14 protein-coding genes are annotated in these 18,955 nt (G+C 75.8%); 4 read left to right on the top strand and 10 right to left on the bottom strand.

Translation table 11 applies throughout. The features are described 5' to 3' along the window. Positions 1-125: 125 nt before the first annotated feature. Both ACU610_RS15375 and ACU610_RS15380 read right to left on the bottom strand, forming a co-directional pair. Complete coding sequence (locus ACU610_RS15375) at positions 126-986, bottom strand: DUF2510 domain-containing protein (protein WP_446768574.1); 861 nt, start codon at positions 984-986, stop codon at positions 126-128. A 55-nt stretch (positions 987-1,041) separates the two neighbouring features. Beyond that, positions 1,042-2,460, bottom strand: a complete 1,419-nt coding sequence (locus tag ACU610_RS15380) for a dipeptidase (RefSeq protein WP_446768575.1) — start codon at positions 2,458-2,460, stop codon at positions 1,042-1,044. A gap of 25 nt (positions 2,461-2,485) precedes the next feature. Between ACU610_RS15380 and ACU610_RS15385 the strand changes: the two genes are divergently transcribed. Continuing rightward, positions 2,486-3,322 carry an alpha/beta fold hydrolase gene (locus ACU610_RS15385; protein ID WP_446768576.1) on the top strand — a complete coding sequence of 279 codons (837 nt, stop codon included), beginning with the start codon at positions 2,486-2,488 and terminating at the stop codon, positions 3,320-3,322. Positions 3,323-3,492: 170 nt separating this feature from the next. Here the strand turns inward: ACU610_RS15385 and ACU610_RS15390 are convergent, their stop codons facing one another. The 7 genes from ACU610_RS15390 to ACU610_RS15420 form a co-directional block, all read right to left on the bottom strand. Next, positions 3,493-6,849 (bottom strand): UvrD-helicase domain-containing protein, encoded by a 3,357-nt coding sequence (locus ACU610_RS15390; RefSeq protein WP_446768577.1) that lies wholly within the window; start codon positions 6,847-6,849, stop codon positions 3,493-3,495. Continuing rightward, positions 6,846-10,034: an ATP-dependent helicase gene (locus tag ACU610_RS15395; RefSeq protein ID WP_446768578.1), complete on the bottom strand. Its 3,189-nt coding sequence runs from the start codon at positions 10,032-10,034 to the stop codon at positions 6,846-6,848. Before ACU610_RS15395 ends, ACU610_RS15390 begins: the two co-directional genes overlap by 4 nt. Positions 10,035-10,276: 242 nt before the next feature. Next, entirely contained in the window at positions 10,277-10,600 is a 324-nt protein-coding gene (locus ACU610_RS15400) for an MGMT family protein (RefSeq protein ID WP_446768579.1), read from the bottom strand. 100 nt (positions 10,601-10,700) lie between these two features. Then, positions 10,701-11,285 carry a TIGR03086 family metal-binding protein gene (locus ACU610_RS15405; protein ID WP_446768580.1) on the bottom strand — a complete coding sequence of 195 codons (585 nt, stop codon included), beginning with the start codon at positions 11,283-11,285 and terminating at the stop codon, positions 10,701-10,703. Between the two features lie 131 nt (positions 11,286-11,416). Beyond that, positions 11,417-12,577, bottom strand: a complete 1,161-nt coding sequence (gene moeZ / locus ACU610_RS15410; RefSeq protein WP_446768581.1) for an adenylyltransferase/sulfurtransferase MoeZ — start codon at positions 12,575-12,577, stop codon at positions 11,417-11,419. Positions 12,578-12,743: 166 nt separating this feature from the next. After that, positions 12,744-13,511 (bottom strand): DUF3152 domain-containing protein, encoded by a 768-nt coding sequence (locus tag ACU610_RS15415; RefSeq protein ID WP_446768582.1) that lies wholly within the window; start codon positions 13,509-13,511, stop codon positions 12,744-12,746. Between the two features lie 452 nt (positions 13,512-13,963). Continuing rightward, positions 13,964-15,025, bottom strand: coding sequence for an alpha/beta fold hydrolase (locus ACU610_RS15420; RefSeq protein ID WP_446768583.1), 1,062 nt, complete (start codon positions 15,023-15,025; stop codon positions 13,964-13,966). A gap of 68 nt (positions 15,026-15,093) precedes the next feature. Here ACU610_RS15420 and ACU610_RS15425 point away from each other — a divergent pair, with 68 nt between their 5' ends. Both ACU610_RS15425 and ACU610_RS15430 read left to right on the top strand, forming a co-directional pair. Continuing rightward, complete coding sequence (locus ACU610_RS15425; RefSeq protein ID WP_446768584.1) at positions 15,094-15,744, top strand: TetR/AcrR family transcriptional regulator; 651 nt, start codon at positions 15,094-15,096, stop codon at positions 15,742-15,744. A gap of 104 nt (positions 15,745-15,848) precedes the next feature. Next, positions 15,849-16,085 carry a DUF3107 domain-containing protein gene (locus ACU610_RS15430; protein WP_446768585.1) on the top strand — a complete coding sequence of 79 codons (237 nt, stop codon included), beginning with the start codon at positions 15,849-15,851 and terminating at the stop codon, positions 16,083-16,085. Between the two features lie 205 nt (positions 16,086-16,290). Here the strand turns inward: ACU610_RS15430 and ACU610_RS15435 are convergent, their stop codons facing one another. Next, positions 16,291-16,941, bottom strand: a complete 651-nt coding sequence (locus ACU610_RS15435; RefSeq protein ID WP_446768586.1) for a ferritin-like fold-containing protein — start codon at positions 16,939-16,941, stop codon at positions 16,291-16,293. Positions 16,942-17,075: 134 nt separating this feature from the next. On the opposite strand from ACU610_RS15435, the gene ACU610_RS15440 reads away from it, so the two are divergent. After that, a complete protein-coding gene (locus tag ACU610_RS15440) occupies positions 17,076-18,899 on the top strand; it encodes a DEAD/DEAH box helicase (protein WP_446768587.1) in 1,824 nt (607 codons plus the stop codon). Positions 18,900-18,955: the final 56 nt, after the last annotated feature.

Consider the following 18,955-nt stretch of genomic DNA (forward strand, 5'->3'; position numbering starts at 1 on the left):
TGGTCGCGGTGCGGGTCCCGGGGAGCGGGGGCCCGGAGGGTCCCCCGAGCCGGAACGGGGGTCGGGGGCTCCACGCCGCTCGGGGACGGCACGTGGTCGCGGTGTCGGCCGGTAGGCCGACCGTGTCACAGCACGTCGATGCCGTCGATGACGCGGTCGATGACCCCGTACAGCTCCGCGTGGCTGTTCGGGACGGAGAGGTAGAGCAGCGCGGGGGCGGGCCGGCCGACGTCGACGAGCAGCAGCGCGGCCCGCTCCCCCGTCGCCTCGTAGCCCTCGACGTCCCAGGAGAGGTCGAACTCCAGCAGGTGCGCGGGAGCACCGTCGACGGTGCGGGCCTCGTCGCGCAGGATCTCCTGCTGGTTGGGGATCGGGTAGTAGTTCAGCCGCACGCTCTCGGCGACCTGGGCGAGGGTGGGCTGCAGGCCGGCCGCGGGGTCGAACAGCGGCGACAGCGGCCCGGAGGTGCACTGGGCGATGAACGGCCCGCCGTCGGGCGTGACCTCCTGCGTGACCAGGTACTGGCCGGCGACCGAGGTCGTCTCGGCGACGTCCTGCAGGTCGTACTCGAGCCAGCCCTGGCCGAGGTAGGGGTAGGCGATGCCGGCGGCCTCGTCGACGATCCGGAGGGTGCCGGGCGGGAAGGCCGACCCGCTCGGCGCCGGCAGCGCGGTCGGGCCCGGGTCGTCGACCGTGCCGCTGGGCCGGCCGACGAGGAAGCCGATGAGGACGGCGAGCACCAGCCCGAGCACCGACAGCCCGACCACCCACCCGGTGCGGCGCGGGGGCCGTTCCGGGCCGGGCGGCGGGGTCGACGCCGGCGCCTCGGGCGCGAGGGCCGGCCCGGCGGGCGCCTGCACGGTCACGCCCGGACCGACGGGGGTGGTGACGTCGGACCACCCGGCGCCGTTCCACCAGCGCGCCGTCCCGGGCGTGCCGTCGGGGTCGGGGTACCACCCCGGTGGCGCGCTCGACGTACCGGTCACGGCGCCACCCTAGGTGCGCAGGCTGGGAGCCCGGGTCAGCGGCGGTCGCCGACGGTCACCGGGGGCGCAGCGGCACGGTGGCGAGCTCCCGCCACAGGTGCGCGACCGCCTCGGCGCCGCGGTGCAGCATCGGCAGCAGCACCCGCTCGTTCGGCGAGTGGATGCGGTCGGTGGGCAGCCCGGCGCCGAGGAAGAGCAGCGGCGCGCCGAGGACGTCGACCAGGTCGGCCTCCGGTCCGCTGCCGCCCTCCCGCGTGAAGAGGACGTCGGCGGGGTCGGTGTCGAACGCCTGCCCGATCGCGGTGAGCAGCGCGGCCATCGCCGGGGAGTCCAGGTCGCTGGCGCACGGCGAGACGCCGCGCTCCGGGACGTGCACGTCGGCCTGGATGCCCGCGGGCAGGTTCGCCGCCACCCAGCCGCGCACCTGCTCGGCGAGGTCGGCGGGGCACTGGTCGGCGACCAGCCGGAAGCTGATCTTGGCGTGCGCCTCGGCGGGGATGATCGTCTTGTGGCCGGGGCCGGTGTACCCGCCCCACATGCCGTTGACCTCCGCGGTGGGCCGCGCGCCGATCCGCTCTAGGGTGGTGAAGCCCTCCTCTCCGGTGGCGACGCGGGAGGCCGCGGGCCCGGCCAGCCAGGCGGCCTCGTCGAAGGGCACCCGGGCCATGAGCTCGCGTTCCCGGTCGGTGAGCGGCCGCACCTTCTCGTAGAAGCCGGGCAGGGTGACCCGGCCTCGCTCGTCGTGGAGGCTCGCCAGCAGGGTGGCCATCGCGTGCAGCGGGTTGGGGACGCCGCCGCCGAAGGAGCCCGAGTGCAGGTCGACGGCCGGTCCGCGCAGGGTGATCTCCGCGCCGGCCAGGCCGCGCATGGCCACCACGGCACTGGGGACGTCGGGGGCGGCCATCCCGGTGTCGCTGACCACGACGACGTCGCAGCGCAGCCGGTCGGCGCGCTCGCGCAGCAGTGCGGCGAAGTGCGGTGACCCGGACTCCTCCTCCCCCTCGACCAGCATCTTCACGGTCACCGCCGGGGTGTCCCGGCCGGTGGCGGCCAGGTGCGCGCGCATGCCGAGCAGGTGCATCGCGACGTTGCCCTTGTCGTCGATGGCGCCGCGGGCGTGCAACTCCGGACCGTCGGGGCCCTCGACGCGGGTCGGCTCGAACGGCGGGTGCTCCCAGAGCTCCAGCGGGTCGACCGGTTGCACGTCGTGGTGGCCGTAGACCAGGGCGACCGGCGCGCCGTCGTCCGCCGAGGGCCACTCCGCGTAGACCGCGGGGGCGCCGGCGGTCTCCCAGACCTCCACCACGGGGAAGCCGGTGCGGCGCAGGGCGGCGGCCAGCCACTCGGCGCTGGCGGCGACGTCGGGTGTGTGCGCGGGGTCGGCGGAGATCGACGGGATCCGCAACCACGCGTCGAGGTGGGCGTGCAGGTCGTCGAGGTGCGCGCCGACGAAATCGCGTTCCGGGCTGCTCACGACTCCCGACGGTAGCGTCGCGGTCATGGCGGGACAGCTGCTGAGGGTGGACGTCGGCGAGCTCACGTTCGACGTCCGGGCCGACGGGCCGGACGACGGCCGCCCGGTGCTGCTGCTGCACGGCTTCCCCGAGACGTCGGCGTCGTGGGCCGCGGTGACGCCTCGGCTGACCGAGGCCGGGCTGCGCACCTACGCCGTCGACCAGCAGGGTTACTCCCCCGGCGCCCGGCCGGCCGAGGTCGAGGCCTACGCGCTGACCAACCTGGCCCAGGTCACCGCCGACCTGATGACGGCGATGGACGTGCCGGTGGCCGACGTCGTCGGGCACGACTGGGGCGCCAACGTCGCCTGGGCGCTGGCCGCGTGGCACGAGGACCGGGTGCGCTCGTTGACCGCCGTCTCCGTGCCGCACCCCACGGCGTTCACCACGGCCTTCCGCGCCGATCCGGAGCAGAAGGAGCGCTCGGCCTACATCCGGCTGTTCTGGCAACAGGGCAAGGCCGAGGAGGTGCTGCTGGCCGATGACGCCCGGCGGCTGCGGCGGATGTTCGGGGACGCCGTCCCGGCCGAGGTCGTCGACGAGTACGTCGCCGTGCTGTCGGCGCCGGGCGCGCTGACCGCCGCGCTCAACTGGTACCGGGCGATGAGCTCGGCCACGCCGGTCGACGACGTGACCGTGCCGACCACCTACGTCTGGAGCGACGGCGACGTCGCGATCGGACGGCGGACCGCGGAGGGCTGCGCCGAGCACGTCACCGGCGACTACCGCTTCGTCGAGCTGGCCGGGGTCTCGCACTGGGTCCCCGAGCAGGCGCCGGAGCAACTGGCGGTCGCGATCCTCGACCGCGTCGCCTCCAGCTGAACGAGGACCCCGAGCAGGACCCCGAGGAGGACCCCGTCCTCCCCACCGCTCGCAGGCTCGCGGCGGTGCCCTGGACGGGGCCGCCCGACCGCTCGCAGGCGCGCGGCGAGCCTCTCAACGGGACCGGTCGGAATCGGGGTGAGCCTCGGGACGGGGCCGCACCGCGCGGGTCAGCACTCCTCGGGCTCGGGCTCGTCGTCCGCGGTGCCGGTGACCAGGGCGAGCAGGCCGGCCTCGTCGAGCAGGTCGACCGGGCACACGGTGATGCCGGCGGCGACGTGGTGGAACCCGGCGCTGACCCGCTCGACCGGGACGCCGGTCAGCCGCGACCAGCCCAGCCGGTAGGCGGCCAGCTGCACCGCCGCGGCAGCGAGCTCCCCGCCCGACGGCGGCGGGCCGGTCTTCCAGTCGACGACCTCGAAGCCACCGCTGCCGTCGTCGAAGACCGCGTCGATGCGCCCACGCAGGGTGAGCGGGCCCAGGGGCGTCTCGAAGGGCACCTCGACCTCGACCGGCTGCCGGTCGGCCCAGGGGCTGGCGAGGAACGCCTGCTGCAGCACGGCCAGGGCCCCGTCGGGGGCGGCGGACTCGTCACCGGAGCCGGGCAGCTCGTCGAGGTCGAGCAACCGGGCGGCGCCGAAGCGCTCCTCCAGCCAGGCGTGGAAGGCGGTGCCGCGGCGGGCCAGCGGCGCGGGCGCGGCCGGCATCGGCCGGCGCAGCCGCCGGGCGAGCTCGGCCGGGTCGCGCCGGAGCGTGACCAGCTCGGACACCGACAGGTGGCTGGGCAGCGGCACCTCGACCGTGGGCCGCGCGGTGCGGCGCCGCTCGTGCAGCAGGAGGTCGGCGTCGCGCACCCACCGCGCCACCTCCGGGTCGCCGGAGCCGAGGACGGCGTCGGCGTCCAGCGGGTGCGGGGCGGCACCGGCCACCAGCTCGGCGGCGGCGGTGAGCGCCCGCCGGCGCGGCGACGCGAGCGGGTCGGCGGGCCAGACCCCGACCGGCCACTCCTCGAGCGCCGGGTTGGTGACGCCCTCCTCCGGCTGCTCGGCCCACGCGACGACGACGCCGGCGCCCGCGGTGCACGCGCGGCGGACGGTGTCGAGCAGCACGGACGGGCCGTTCGGCTTCACGCCCTCGCGCCACCAGCTGCCCGAGCACAGCAGCAGGTGCTTGGCCCGGGTGACCGCCACGTAGCCGAGCCGGATCTCCTCGGCCTCACCGAAGCGCTTCCACTCGTCCACGTAGTCCTCGAACGCGGCGCGCACCGCGGCCTGGTCGCCGGAGCCGGGCACCGGCAGGCGCAGCTGCGGCAGCTCCTCCCGGTCGGTGGTGCGCAGGTCGACCGGGACCGCGCCGGGGTCCTTGACCCACGAGTCGCTGGTGTCGGTGCGGGCCGGGAACTGGTCGGCCGTCATGCCCGGCACGGCGACGACGTCCCACTCGAGGCCCTTGGCCGAGTGGCCGGTGAGCAGCTGGATCGACTCGGGGTCGACCGCGACCTCGCCGGGCTCGAGGCCCCGCTCGCGTTCCTCGGCGTCGCGCAGGTAGCCGAGGAAGGCCGGCAGCGAGGGCAGCTCGGCCAGCTCGGTGAACTCCGCGGCGACCCCGTGCAGCGCGTCGAGGTGCGCCCGCGCCGCGCCGGGGCTGACGCCGGGTGCGCTGGCCAGCTCGGTCTCCAGGCCCAGCACCCGTGCGACCTCGTCGACCAGGTCGGGCAGCGACTCCCCCAGCCGGCTGCGCAGGTGCGCCAGCTCCGCGGCCAGCCGGCGCAGCCGTCGGTAGGCCGCGGGCGAGTAGGCCGAGGGGTCCCCGAGGTCGTCGAGCGCCTCGACGATGCTGCCGCGCTCGGACGGGCGGGGAGCGGGATCGTCGTCGTCCTCGCGGGCGGTCCGGCGGGAGTGCACCAGCGCGCGGGCGCGGGACTCGAGCGCGGCGAGGTCCCGGGGGCCGATCCGCCAGCGAGCGCCGGTGAGCAGTCGGCCCATCGCGTCGCCGGCGGTGGGGTCGACGAGCACGGTCAACGTCGCGACCACGTCGGAGACCTCGGGCACCTCCAGCAGCCCGCCAAGACCGACGACGGTCACCGGCAGACCGCGGGCGCGCAGCGCGGCGGCGATACCGGGCAGCTGCTTGCGCGTGCGCACCAGCACCGCCGTCGTCGGGGGGCGCCCGTCGGCGCGCGGCGGCAGCGCCGGATCCGCACCGCGCCAGCAGGCGGCCAGCCGGTCGGCCAGCGCCTCGGTCTCCTCGGCGATCGTCGTGTACAGGCCCGCGGTGACCAGCCCGGGTCCAGCACCGGGCGCCGGCGCGAGGTCGGGCAGCGGCACCTCGGGCGCCGGGAGCAGCCCGGCGACGTCGTTGGCGACGGCGAGCACCGCGCCGTCGTTGCGCCAGCTGGTGGCTAGGGTGAGCCGCTGCGCCTCCCTGCCGCGCACGCCGGGGAAGGTGCGGGAGAAGCGCTCGATCGTCCCCGCCGACGCGCCGCGCCAACCGTAGATCGACTGCCGCGGGTCGCCGACGGCGAGCACCGGGTGTCCGGTGGTGCGGCCGAACAGCGCCTCCAGCATCCGCAGCTGGCCGACGCTGGTGTCCTGGTACTCGTCGAGCAGCACGATCCGCCAGCGGGCCCGCTCACGGCGGCCGACCTCGGGCGCGGCGACGGCCACCTTCGCGGCCAAGGCCACCTGATCGGAGTGGTCGATCGCCCCGGCGGCCCGCTTGCGCGCCTCGAACGCCTCGACCAGCGGCAGCAGCGCCACGCGGGCCCGCTGACGGGCGAGCATCTCCAGCACCGGCTTGTACGGGCCGCGCTTGCCCTTCGCGTCGGGGTAGCCGGCGATCCGCCGCTCCAGCTGCCCGGTCCACTCGCGCAGCCGGTCGGCGGAGATGTCGTGCTCGCCCAGCTCGCCGGCCAGCACGAGCACGTCCTCGACGGTGGTCAGCGGGGTGAGCGGGACGTCGTCCATGTCGCCGGTCCAGCCGGAGACGACGGAGGCCGCCTGCCCCCAGCACATGGCCGGGCCGAGCACGCCGGCACCGGGCTCCACGCCGATCCGCAGCCCGTGCTCGCTGACCAGCGACGCGGCGTAGCCGTGGTAGGTCGACACCGTCGGCATGGCGACGGCCAGCCGCTCACTGAGCTCCGGGTCGGTCTCCGGGTGCCGGGACAGCGCGCCCAGCCGGATCCGGATGCGCTCGCCCAGCTCGCTGGCCGCCTTGCGGGTGAAGGTCAGCCCGAGGATCGCGTCGGGAGCGACGAGCTCGTTGGCCACCAGCCAGCAGACGCGGGCGGCCATCGTCTCGGTCTTGCCCGACCCGGCGCCGGCGACCACGACCAGCGGCCGGTCGGCCGGGGCCGACACCACCCGCGCCTGCTCGTCGGACGGCGCGTACTTCAGCCCGCAGCGCTCGGCGACCTCGGCGGGGCTGAGCAGCCGGCGCTCCCGCACCGGCTGCGGCGCGGCACCGAACAGGGCGTCGTCGAAGGCGAGCTGGTCCTCGGCCGGTGTGGGCGACCGGCGGCTCACGACGTGACCTGCCGACCGCGCTCGTGCATCGGGCAGCTGCGCCGGGCCGGGCACCGGGAGCAGTGGCTGCCGGTGCGCACCTCGAAGGTGGCCGCGCCCATGCCGTCGCCGACCTGCGCCACCAGCTCCCCGGCCCAGCTCTGGGCCGCCGGGACGTCGGCGGGCAGCGGGTCCTGCGCCTGCTCCTTGGCCCTGGTCCCGGAGCCGACCTGGAGCAGCGCCGCGCCGCCGGGGGTGTCACCGTGCTCGCCGAACCCGCCGGCGGCGACGGCCACCTGGTAGGCGGCCAGCTGCCCGTGGGTGTCGATGTCGCGGGCGGCGGTGCGGCCGGTCTTGAGGTCGACCACGACCAGCCGGCCGGCGCGGTCGCGCTCGAGCCGGTCGACCTGGCCGCGGATGCGCGCCCGCCCCACGGTGACGTCGAAGTCGGCCTCGGCGGCCACCAGCTCGCGGCGGTTGGCGGCGTGCCAGCGCAGGAACCGGTCGAGCATGTCGCCGGCGGCGACCCGCTGCCGCTGGTCGGCCCACCCCGACCCGAGGTCGAGCTGGTCGAGCTCCTCGGCCAGCGCGGCCGGTGCCTCGGCGGCGGGCAGCCCCTCGGCCACCTTCTGGGCGACGGCGTGCACCGCGGAGCCGACGGTGCGGGTGGCGTCCGGCGAGGCCTCGGCACCGACCGCGCCCAGCACCCACTTCAGCGGGCAGCGCTGGAAGGTCTCGATCGCCGACGGGCGCACCCGCACCGCCTCGCCGTCGGGCACCAGCGGGGCGTCGTCGGAGAGCGGCGCCAGGCCCCACCAGTCGGCCGGGGAGGCGCCGGGCACGCCCTCGTCGGCCAGCCGGCGCAGCACCGCCGCGGCGGCCGACCGGCGGGCCGGCTCGGTCTGCGGATCGCTGACCGCCCGCCGCAGGTCGGCGACCAGCGCGGGCAGCGTGAGCGAGCGCGGCAGCGGCGTCAGCGGCCGGCCGTCGTCGGGCGGGGCGACGACGAGGTCGAGGAAGCGGGAGGCGGTGGCGCCGGCGTCGGGACCGTCCAGGGCACCCTCGACGGCGGTGACCAGCAGCCGGCGGCGGGCGCGGGTGCAGGCGACGTAGAACAGTCGCCGCTCCTCGGCCAGCATCTGCACGCGCCGGTCGAGGACGGCGCCGTCGATGCCCGCCACCCGCTCGACCAGCAGTTCGGTGCCCAGCAGCGTGCCGCGGTCGCGGAGATCGGGCCAGATGCCCTCCTGCACACCGGCCACGCAGACGACGTCCCACTCCAGGCCCTTGGACGCGTGCGCGGTGAGCAGCCGGACGGCGTCGGCCGCCGACTCCCGCCCCGCGCCGGCGACCCCGGGCAGCTCCTGTGCCGACAGGTGTTCGACGAACGCGCCGACGGTGGCCGAGGGCAGCCGGTCGACGAAGCCCGCGGCGGCGTCGAACAGCGCGACGACGGCGTCGAGGTCGCGGTCGGCAGCCGCCCCGGCCGCCCCGCCGGCGGCGCTGGCCCTGGCCCACCGGCCGGCCAGGCCGCTGCGCTGCCACATCGCCCAGAGCACGTCCTCCGCGGAGCCGTCACGGGCCAGTGCCACCCGGCCGGCGGCCAGCACGTCCGCGACCCGGCGCGCGGGGAGGGCGACGGCCTCGGGCAGTTCCCCGAGCAACGCCTCGTCGGTGAGCGCGGTGGCCAGCGGCGCGCCCCGCTCGTCGGCGTCGACCCCACGCTGGGCCTGCGCGATCCGGACCGCCCGGCGCAGCCGACGCAGGTCCAGCACGGTCGCGCCGCCCAGCGGCGAGGTCAGCAGCGCCTCGGCGCCGGGCTCGTCGAGGGCCGGCGTGCCCGGCTCGGTGCCCGGCTGCGGCAGCAGCGCGCCGAGCGCGGCCAGCAGCGGTGCGACGGCCGGCTGGGCGGCCAGCGGCAGGTCGTCGGCGCTCACCTCGACCGGCACGCCGGCCGAGACGAGCGCCCGGCGCAGCGGCCCGATGGCCAGCGCGGTGCGGACGACGACGGCCATCCCCGACCACGGGACGCCGTCGACCAGGTGCGCGCGGCGCAGGGTGTCGGCGACGTAGGCGGCCTCGACCGATGCCGAGCCGAAGACGTGCACCTCGGCGGAGCCCTCCTCGGCGCCCTCGACCGGGGCCAGCCGGCGGTGCTCCCACGGGCCCGGCAGCGCCTCGGCGACCCTCCGGCTGACCGCCAGCAGCGCCGGGCCCGAGCGCCGGCACACGCCCAGCGACAGCCGCGGTGCGGGCCGGCCGGTGACGGTGCGGAACCGCTCCGGGAACTCGACGATGCCGCGCGGCTCGGCGCCGCGGAAGGCGTAGACGGCCTGGTCGGGGTCGCCGACGACGACCAGGTCACCCCCGCCGCCGGCGAGCAGCTGCAGCAGCTCGACCTGCGCGGGGTCGGTGTCCTGGTACTCGTCGACGAACAGCCAGCGGGCCCGCTCGCGCTCGGCGCGCAGCAGCGCCGGGTCGTCCTCCAGCTCGACGATCGCGGCCCGGACCAGCTCGGCGGGGTCGTAGCCCGACGCGTCACCGCCGCCGGCGGTGGAGAAGGCGGTGACCGCCTCGTACTGCTCCTGGAAGGCCGCGGCGTGCAGCCACGCCTCGTTGCCGGTCTCGCGGCTCCAGGCGGCCAGCAGCTCGGAATCGACCCCGCGCTCGGTGGCCCGCAGCAGCAGCTCGCGCAGCTCGCCGCGGAATCCGGTGGTGGTGAGCGCCGGCAACAACGACTCCGGCCAGCGCACCGCGCCCTCCCCGGCCAGGTCACCGCGCAGCAGCTCGGCGACGACGGCGTCCTGCTCGGCGGCTGTGAGCAGCCGCGGGGGCGCCTCCCCGCGCAGCAGCGCCGCCCGTCGCAGCACGCCGTAGGCGTAGGAGTGGAAGGTGCGGGCCAGCGGCTCCCGGATGGTGCGCGCCACGCGCGCGGTGACGCGGTCGCGCAGCTCGGCGGCAGCCCGGCGGCTGAAGGTCAGGACGAGGATCTGCTCGGGGTCGACGCCGCGCTCGATCCGCGCGGCGACCGCCTCGACGATCGTCGTCGTCTTGCCCGTCCCAGGGCCGGCGAGCACCAGCAGCGGGCCGCCCGGGTGGTCGACGACGGCCTGCTGGGTGGGGTCGAGCCGGGGCCGTCGCACCGGCGCCACCGCCCGCTGCACGAGGCGGTAGACCGGCGTCGACTCGTCCCCCCGCAGTGCCACCCCCCGATGACATCACGTGGCGCCGACGATCTCCGGAGGTCAGGCCGCCGGCGCGGCCCGGAGCGCCGCGGCCGCTGCCGTGCCTAGCACCTCCGGGAGGGCCGCCGACCGGATCCGGACCCGCAGGTGGACAGCCCGGACGGCGTCGTCCCGCGGAGGTCCCCGCTGGTACGGGTCGGCTCCTCGTCGGGCAGCACGGTGACCAACACCGCGCCCGGGGCCCTGGAGCCGGCCGAGCCGGCTCAGGGCCAGCCGACGGCGGCGAGGTCGACCCGGCCGTTGCGCACCGGCACGCCCTCGGCGGCGAGCCGGGCGAGCTGCTCGACGCGGACCGGCTCGGCGACCGACCCGTCGGCGCGGACGACCCGGTGCCAGGGCACCGCCCCCCCGCCCTGGGAGAGCGCGCGGGCGACCCGCCGCGGCCCGACGCCGACGAGCCGGCCGATCGCGCCGTAGGTGCTCACCCGCCCGGGCGGGATGCGCTCCACGACGTCGAACACCGCCTCGTCGACGTCCAGCGGCGAGGCACCCGGAGGCGGCGGTCCGCCGGGCGCCTCGCCGCTCACAGCAGGTCCTGGCTCATCGAGGCACCTCCTGCTGGCGTCGAGCAGCGGCAGCTCAGCGCCGCGGGGAACCGTCGCTGCCGCGTCTGCGCGGTGGGCCGGCTCAGGCCCGGCGGCCGTACCTGCCCAGCAATCGGACCTGCGGTGGGGCAGTCCGCGGTACGTCCAGCGGCGGGTCGAACAGACCCGGCACACCGTCGAGGGGGAGCCGGTCGGCGACCACCAGGGCCGCGGTGACCAGCGCCGGGTCCAGCTCGGTGTCACCGTCGGTGGCGCGGGCGAGGTCCCAGGAGTGCACCGTGAGGTCGGCGGTCATCTCCTCGATGTACTCGGCCGCCGAGGTGGGGCCGCGCTGCAGGTGCACGGTGTGCAGCAGCGCCCGGTCCTGCGCGAAGGCGGCCAGCGCACCGTCGGCGGCGGACTCCCAACCGGCCAGGGGGTCGTCGCCGAGCAGGTCGCTGGTGTCGTCGGGGAAGCGGCCGTCGATGAGGTCGAAGGGCTCCCCGGCCAGCAGCGGCGGCGCCCAGAGTGCCTCGGACACCAGGTGCGCGACGAGGTCGGCGACCGTCCAACCGGGCAACGCCTCGTCGTCCCACTGCCCAGGCTTGACCGCGTCGACGCGGTCGGTGAACGCGGCCTGCGCGCGCTGGAAGAGCGCGAGCAGCTCGGTCGGGGCGAACTCGGGCATGTCGTCAGTAGACAGCGCCCGGGCCCGGTCCGCTCCCGTACGGGAGCGGACCGGCGGGAGGACCACCCTGTCCCCACCGCCCGCCCGCCCGCGGCGGGACCCTGCCAGGCGGCCGGGGAGGTGGTCCTTCCTCAGTAGGTGGGCAGCGTCTTGTCGATCCGCGTGGCCCAGGCCGTCACGCCACCCTGCACGTGGACGGCGTCGGAGAAGCCCGCGTTCTTGACCGCGGCCAGCACCTCCGCCGAGCGGACCCCGGTCTTGCAGTGCAGCACGATCGGCTTGTCCTGCGGCAGCTGCGACAGCGCCCGACCCGAGAGGATCTCGTCCTTGGGGATGAGCTTCGCGCCGGGGATCGACACGATCTCGTACTCGTTGGGCTCCCGGACGTCGATCAGCTCGAAGTCCTTGCCGGCGTCCATCATGTCCTTGAGCTCGTCGACGGTGATCGTCGAGCCGGCGGCCGCCTGCTGAGCCTCGTCGGAGACGACCCCGCAGAAGGTCTCGTAGTCGATGAGCCCGGTGATCGGCTCGGCCTCCGGGTCCTTGCGCACCTTAATGGTGCGGAAGGTCATCTCCAGGGCGTCGTAGACCATCAGCCGGCCGAGCAGCGTCTCGCCGATGCCGGTGATGAGCTTGACCGCCTCGGTGGCCTGGATGGCGCCGATGGTCGCGCACAGGACGCCGAGCACGCCGCCCTCGGCGCAGCTGGGCACCATGCCGGGCGGCGGCGGCACCGGGTACAGGTCGCGGTAGTTCGGGCCGTGCTCGTTCCAGAAGACCGAGACCTGGCCGTCGAACCGGTAGATCGAGCCCCACACGTACGGCTTGCCCAGCAGCAGGCAGGCGTCGTTGACCAGGTAGCGCGTGGCGAAGTTGTCGGTGCCGTCGACGATGAGGTCGTACTGGCTGAAGATCTCCATCACGTTGTCGCTGTCCAGCCGCGTCTCGTGCAGGCGGACGTCGACGTAGGGGTTGATCTCCTCGATGGAGTCGCGCGCGCTCTCGGCCTTGGACCGGCCGACGTCGGACTTGCCGTGGATGATCTGGCGCTGCAGGTTCGACTCGTCGACGACGTCGAACTCGACGATGCCGAGCGTGCCGACCCCGGCCGCGGCGAGGTACATGAGCACCGGCGAGCCGAGGCCGCCGGCGCCGACGGCGAGCACCTTGGCGTTCTTCAGTCGTTTCTGCCCGTCCATCCCGACGTCGGGGATGATCAGGTGACGGCTGTACCGGCGGACCTCGTCGATCGTCAGGTCCTCGGCGGGCTCCACCAGGGGTGGCAGGGACACGAGCTGCTCCTCAGTACTCGACAGCGGCCCAGCGCAGGCCGACGTTCGTCGGGTCAACAGCGTGGCACGTCGACCTGATTCCCCATCGGGGAGTGGCCTCGCGAGAGGCGCTCGGCGCGGCACGGGGGCGGCACGTGGCCGCGGTGCGGTCCGGAGGGCCGCCGTGTCACGGGTAGGGCCAGGCGTTCTTGGCGCAGCCCTCGAGGCCGAGGGTCTGTTGTTGCATGACGGGGGCGGGCTGGCCGGGACCGGGGCACTCCTGGTGGCCGTTGCCGAGGGCGTGGCCCACCTCGTGGTTGACCACGTAGTGCCGGTAGGTGGGGATGTCGCCCTGGTAGTCCGGAACGGCGGTCGCCCAGCGGGCCAGGTTGATGACGGCGCGGTCGCCGTACCGGCAGGAGGTGTAGCCGCCGGTGCCCACGCCCGGGCAGTACCGCTCCATGTTGCCGGGACTGATCAGGGTCACCTTGAACGCGAAGTCCCCGGCCGCGGCCTCGGCCTCACCCACCCGCTGGAAGGACATCCGCCCGCCGTTGCCCCACGAGCGCGGGTCGCCCAGCGTCTCCTCGACCGCGGCGGCGAACGCGGGCCCGTCCACCTCGATGCCGTCCTCGACCTCGACGACGAAGCGCTGCAGCGGCCCGGTGCCGTAGACCTGCGAGGTGCCGGGGACGACGGTCACGGTGCCCGCGCCCTGCTGCACGAAGCCGGGGGCTCCTGCGGCCGTCTCCGGCGCCTCGGTCGGTGCGGCGTCGACCTCGACCGGCGCCGTGGGTTCGACAGCGCCGGGGGTCACGGCCGCGACGGACGGCTCCGGCGGGACGGTGGTCGACCCGCTCGTGCCGCTGCCACCGACCACCAGGTCGACGAGGGTCACCACGGTCGCGAGTGCGAGCAGCGGGACGGCGTAGGCGCGCCAGCCCCAGCGGGTCACGAAGCGGCGGAACCGGCCGCCTCCGCCGCTCGGGGGTCTCGACCGGGTGCGGTCGGGGACGACGACGCGCGTCCCGCCGGTGCGCGGCCCGTCCGGTCCCTGACCGGGCGGGCGACCGGTCGCCGCGGGACGACGCCCCCGCGGTCGGTCGGTGCGACTCCGGGATCCCTCCCGGTACCGGGTCACGACCGGGTTGGTGTCGGCGAACCGCGGGGGCTCGTGCGGCTGGGCACGGCTGGCTGCGGGCGGGGGCACGCGCGGCAGCCCGCGCACGGGTTCCTCGGCGCGCGCAGGACGACCGGGCGGGCCGGCGTCCGGCGCCGGTCGCGTGCGCCCGTTCGGACCGCGGCCGGGGAGGGCGTCCGCGGGACTCACCTCAGCAGACTCTCACGCCCCGGCCGTCCGGTGGAGACCGTGCGGCCACGGCGTGTACACGGATGGCTGCACCCAGGTCAGGAGGCCCGGGCGTCGTCGTCCTGGCCCAGGACCGCCTCGGCGGCGTCCTCCGCCAGCGCCAGCACCGCCCGCGCCGTCGGCTCGGGCGCCTCGAGCATGGCGACGTGCCCCACCCCCTCGAGGACGAGCAGCCGCGCATCGGGGACGACGTCGGCCAGCCGCGGTGCGAGTGCCGGGTCGACGAGCCGATCGCGGTCGCCCCAGACGACCAGGGTCGGCGGGCGCAGCGACCGGGCCAGCCGCCAGGCGTTGCGCGGGCCCACCCGCAGGTAGGAGGTGATCAGGCCGCGCATGCTGCGGGTCAGCGCCTGCGTCGCCCACGGCTGCTCGGCGCGCTCGCGCATCTCCTCGAGCGCCTGCTCCAGCCGCGCCCTCGGCACCCGGCGCGGGTCGCCGAAGCACATCTGCACCATGCCGCGGACCTGCTGCTCCGGCGTCACGCCGGAGAGTCGGCGCTCGGCCAGCGTGGGGATGCCGGGCAGCAGGAGCAGCAGCAGGGTGCGGCTGAAGGCGCTGGGCACGCGGTAGACCGGCACCGCCGGCGACACCAGCGTCAGGGTGGCCACCAGGTCGGGGCGGCCGGCGGCGACGAACAGCGAGACCAGGCCGCCGAGGGAGTTGCCCAGCAGGTGCACCGGCCGGCCGGCGGACTCCCCGGGCTCGGCGACGATCCGCTCCAGGACGTCGACGACCGCCCGCACGTGCCCGCGCACCGAGTAGGAGGAGCGCGCCGGCGGCCGCGAGCGACCGAAGCCGGGCAGGTCGAGGGCCCAGCCGTCGAAGCGGACGGCGAGCAGCGCGGCCAGGTCGGTCCAGTTCGTCGAGGCGCCACCCAGCCCGTGCACGTAGAGCGCGCGCTCCCGTGGCGCACCCTCGCGGGGGCCGTCGTCGACCGGGCCGGTCCACGGCGTCCGCCGGACGAACACCTCTCCCCCGCGGACGGCGACCTGCTCACCCGGCCACGGCGGCGGGAGGGTGTCGGTGCTGGGCAGCCCGACGGTCGACAGCCGGGCCGGGCGGCGCTCCGTGGCGATGGGGGTTGCGGGACCCTCGGGCACCGGCCGACGGTAGGTCAGGGCCCACGACGGCGCGCGATCGGGTGACCGGTCGGTAACATCTGCCCGCCATGCACGCACCCCGCTCTGCTCCCGCGCCCGTCCGCCGTTCGTCCCGCCTGCCGCGGGGCGCCCGCCGGGCGCAGTTGCTGCAGGCCGCGCAGGAGGTGTTCGTCGCCAACGGCTTCCACGCCGCGGCGATGGACGAGATCGCCGACCGGGCCGGGGTCAGCAAGCCGGTGCTGTACCAGCACTTCCCGGGCAAGCGGGAGCTCTACCTGGCTCTGCTGGAGCAGCAGGTCACCCTGCTCACCGACCGCGTGCGCGAGGCGATGGAGGGCACCGACGACAACCGCACCCGCGTCAACGGGGCCGTCGGTGCCTACTTCGACTTCATCAACGCCGACGGCGCCGCGTTCCGGCTGGTCTTCGAGTCCGATCTCAACAACGACGACGACGTCCGCGAGCTCGCCGACCGGGGCCACCGGGCCTGCGTGGAGGCCATCGGCGAGGTGATCGCCGCCGACACCGGGCTCGACCGGGAGCGGGCCCTACTGCTGGCCTCGGGCCTGACCGGGCTGTCCGAGACCAGCGCCCGCTGGTGGTTGCCCCGCAAGGGCACCGTCTCCCGCGACGAGGCGGTGGCCCTCCTGACGGCGCTGGCCTGGCGCGGCATCTCGGGCTTCCCGCGGGTCGAGCCCGGCGAGGGCGCGTCGCGCTGAGCGGCCGCGGGCCGTTCGCTGACGGCGCACCTGCACCGCAGGTCGACGGCTCGTCGGCTGCACTAGCGTGGAGGACAGCCGCGCAACTCGAGGAGGCATCCCCCGTGGAAGTCAAGATCGGTGTCCAACACTCCCCCCGGGAGCTGGTCATCGACAGCTCCCAGACCCCCGACGAGATCGCGACCGAGGTGGCGAAGGCCATGTCCGGCGCGACCAAGGACGGCCTGCTGACCCTGGTCGACGAGCGTGGACGTCGGGTGCTCGTGCCCGTCGACCGCATCGCCTACGTGGAGATCGCGCAGGCTGACCAGCGGCGCGTGGGCTTCATCGCCGGGGCCTGACGACAGCCCCGGTCCGCTCGTCCCGACGGGGCGCTCCCGCGAGCAGCGGGGGCGCCCCGTCGCCGTGTCAGGGCCTGGATCAGGGGAGGTCGGTGAGCCGCCGCGAGGAGCGGGGGCCGGAGGCTCCCCGACGAGTGCGCGGGACGAGCTCGACGCAGGTCGGGAACGGCACCTGGCCGCGGTGTCGGCCGGTAGGCCGACAGTGTCACGGCGCGAGGCCGAGGGTCTTCATCCGCTGGGTGTGCGCGGTGGTGATCCGTTCGACCAGCCGGCCGATGCCGGACAGGTCGCCGGTGCCCTCGATGATCAGCTCGGCGAGCTCGTCGCGCTCTGCGATGACCGCCTGCGCCTGCCGCATGGCCTCGCCCACCAACCGTCGTCCCCAGAGGGCCAGCCGGTCGGTGAGCGTGCGGTTGGTGGCGATGGCCGCCCGCACCTCACGGACGGCGAAGTCGGCGTGCCCGGTGTCGGCGAGGACGTCGAGGATCAGCGCGCGGTCCGGGTCGGGGAGGAAGCCGGCGATCTCCCGGTAGAACTCCGAGGCCAGGCCGTCCCCGACGTAGGCCTTGACCAGGCCCTCCAGCCAGGTGCGCGGCCGGGTGCTCTCGTGGAAGGCGTCGAGCGCGGGGACGAACGGGCTCATCGCCGCGGTCGGCTCGGCGCCGAGCTCGGTGAGGCGCGCGGTGAGCCGGCGGTGGTGGTCGATCTCCGCGGCGGCCATCTGCGCGAGCGCGGCCCGGCCGTCCAGGGTGGGTGCCAGCCGGGCGTCCTCGGCCAGCCGGTCGAAGGCGGTCAGCTCTGCGTAGGACAGCACGCCCAGCAGGTCGATGACGGCCCGCTTGTCGACGGTGTCCACTGGCAGCTCCCGAGGTCGGTGGGACGGTGGGCGACTGCCCCGGACGGGTGGCACGAGGCGTCCGGACAGCGCAGCGGAGGGAGGCTAACCGCCGCGCACGCTAGACTGGGAATCGGCGAGCCCTCCGGTTCGCTGTGTATCTGTGCGCTGACGACCGCTGGAGACGACGCCCCGAGGGGTTTCCTCCCGGACCGACACCGAGGTGCGGCCCGGTTTCTGCTGGCCGCGTCGGCGCTGGAACTGATCCCGCGACACCCGACCGGGACGGCTGCGGAGCGGCGCGAGCGCGCCCCCGGAGCCGGTCCCCCAGCAGACCAGAGGCGAGAGCACTGACCTCCACCGAGAACACCCCCACCACTCCCGAGATCGAGCACGCCGAGTCGGGTGCGCCCGCCCCCGAGCAGCTCGAGCAGACCGTCGAGGCACTCGGCGGCGCGCCCGTCGAGGACACCGCACCGCTGTTCAGCGACTTCGACGTCCACCCCGACGTCGTCGCGGCGCTGGCCGAGGTCGGCATCACCCGGACCTTCGCCATCCAGGAGCTCACCCTCCCGCTGGCGCTGGCCGGCAACGACCTCATCGGGCAGGCCCGCACCGGCACCGGCAAGACCCTCGGCTTCGGCGTCCCGCTGCTGCAGCGCGTCGTCCCGTCGGCCGAGGGAGGCGACGGCGTCCCTCAGGCGCTCGTCGTCGTCCCCACCCGCGAGCTGTGCGTGCAGGTCGCCCGCGACCTCGGCGCCGCCGGCGCCAAGCGCGGCATCCGCGTGCAGGCCATCTACGGCGGCCGCGCGTTCGAGCCGCAGGTCTCCGCGCTGCAGGCCGGCGTCGAGGTCGTCGTCGGCACGCCCGGCCGGCTGCTGGACCTGGCAGAGCAGGGCCACCTGATCCTGGGCAAGGTCCGCGTGCTGGTCCTCGACGAGGCCGACGAGATGCTCGACCTGGGCTTCCTCCCCGACATCGAGCGGATCCTCGGCATGGTCCCCGCGAAGCGGCAGACGATGCTGTTCTCCGCGACGATGCCCGGCCCGATCGTGAACCTAGCCCGCCAGTTCATGACCCAGCCGACGCACATCCGGGCGCACGGCAACGACGAGGGCTCGACGGTCCCGCAGACCACCCAGTTCGTCTACCGGGCGCACAACCTGGACAAGCCCGAGCTGCTCGCCCGCGTGCTGCAGGCCCGCGGCCGCGGTCTGGCGATGGTCTTCTGCCGCACCAAGCGCACCGCGCAGAAGGTCGCCGACGAGCTCGTCGAGCGCGGGTTCGCCGCGGCCGCCGTGCACGGCGACCTCGGCCAGGGCGCCCGCGAGCAGGCGCTGCGCGCCTTTCGCAGCGGCAAGGTCGACGTCCTGGTCGCCACCGACGTCGCCGCCCGCGGCATCGACGTGACCGGCGTCAGCCACGTCGTGAACTACCAGTGCCCCGAGGACGAGAAGACCTACGTGCACCGGATCGGCCGCACCGGCCGCGCCGGGCGCGAGGGCGTCGCGGTCACCCTCGTCGACTGGGACGACGTCCCGCGCTGGCAGCTGATCAACAAGGCGCTGGGCCTCGACTTCGACGAGCCGCACGAGACGTACTCCACCTCGCCGTGGGTCTACACCGACCTCGACGTGCCCGAGGGTGCGACCGGGCGGCTGCCCCGCGCCCAGCGCACCCGCGAGGGCCTGGACGCCGAGGCCATCGAGGACCTCGGCGAGACGGGCAAGCGCACCCGCTCCGGCGCCCACGAGCAGGCTCGTGCGGACGACGAGAAGCCGGCCGGTGCCCGCAAGAGCCGCCCGCGCCGGCGCACGCGGGGTGGCGGTGCCGCCGCGGCCGGTGCCGCTGCCGCGACCGACGCACCCGCCGAGGCGGCGTCCGGTGAGGGCGCCGCGTCCGCCGAGGCCCCGGCCAGCAAGCGCCGCCGGCGTCGCCGCGGCGGGGCAGGCCGCAGCTCGGCCGAGCCGGCCGCGTAGATGGAGGACCACCTCCTCCCCACCCCTCGTAACAGGACCCCGTCCTCCTCACCGCT

It is taken from the genome of Geodermatophilus sp. URMC 61, assembly GCF_052931555.1.

Coding starts and splice junctions, on each gene's coding strand:
- ACU610_RS15385 (WP_446768576.1), top strand. CDS start 2,486: ATGGCGGGACAGCTGCTGAGGGTGGACGTCGGCGAGCTCACGTTCGAC.
- ACU610_RS15405 (WP_446768580.1), bottom strand. CDS start 11,285: ATGCCCGAGTTCGCCCCGACCGAGCTGCTCGCGCTCTTCCAGCGCGCG.
- ACU610_RS15425 (WP_446768584.1), top strand. CDS start 15,094: ATGCACGCACCCCGCTCTGCTCCCGCGCCCGTCCGCCGTTCGTCCCGC.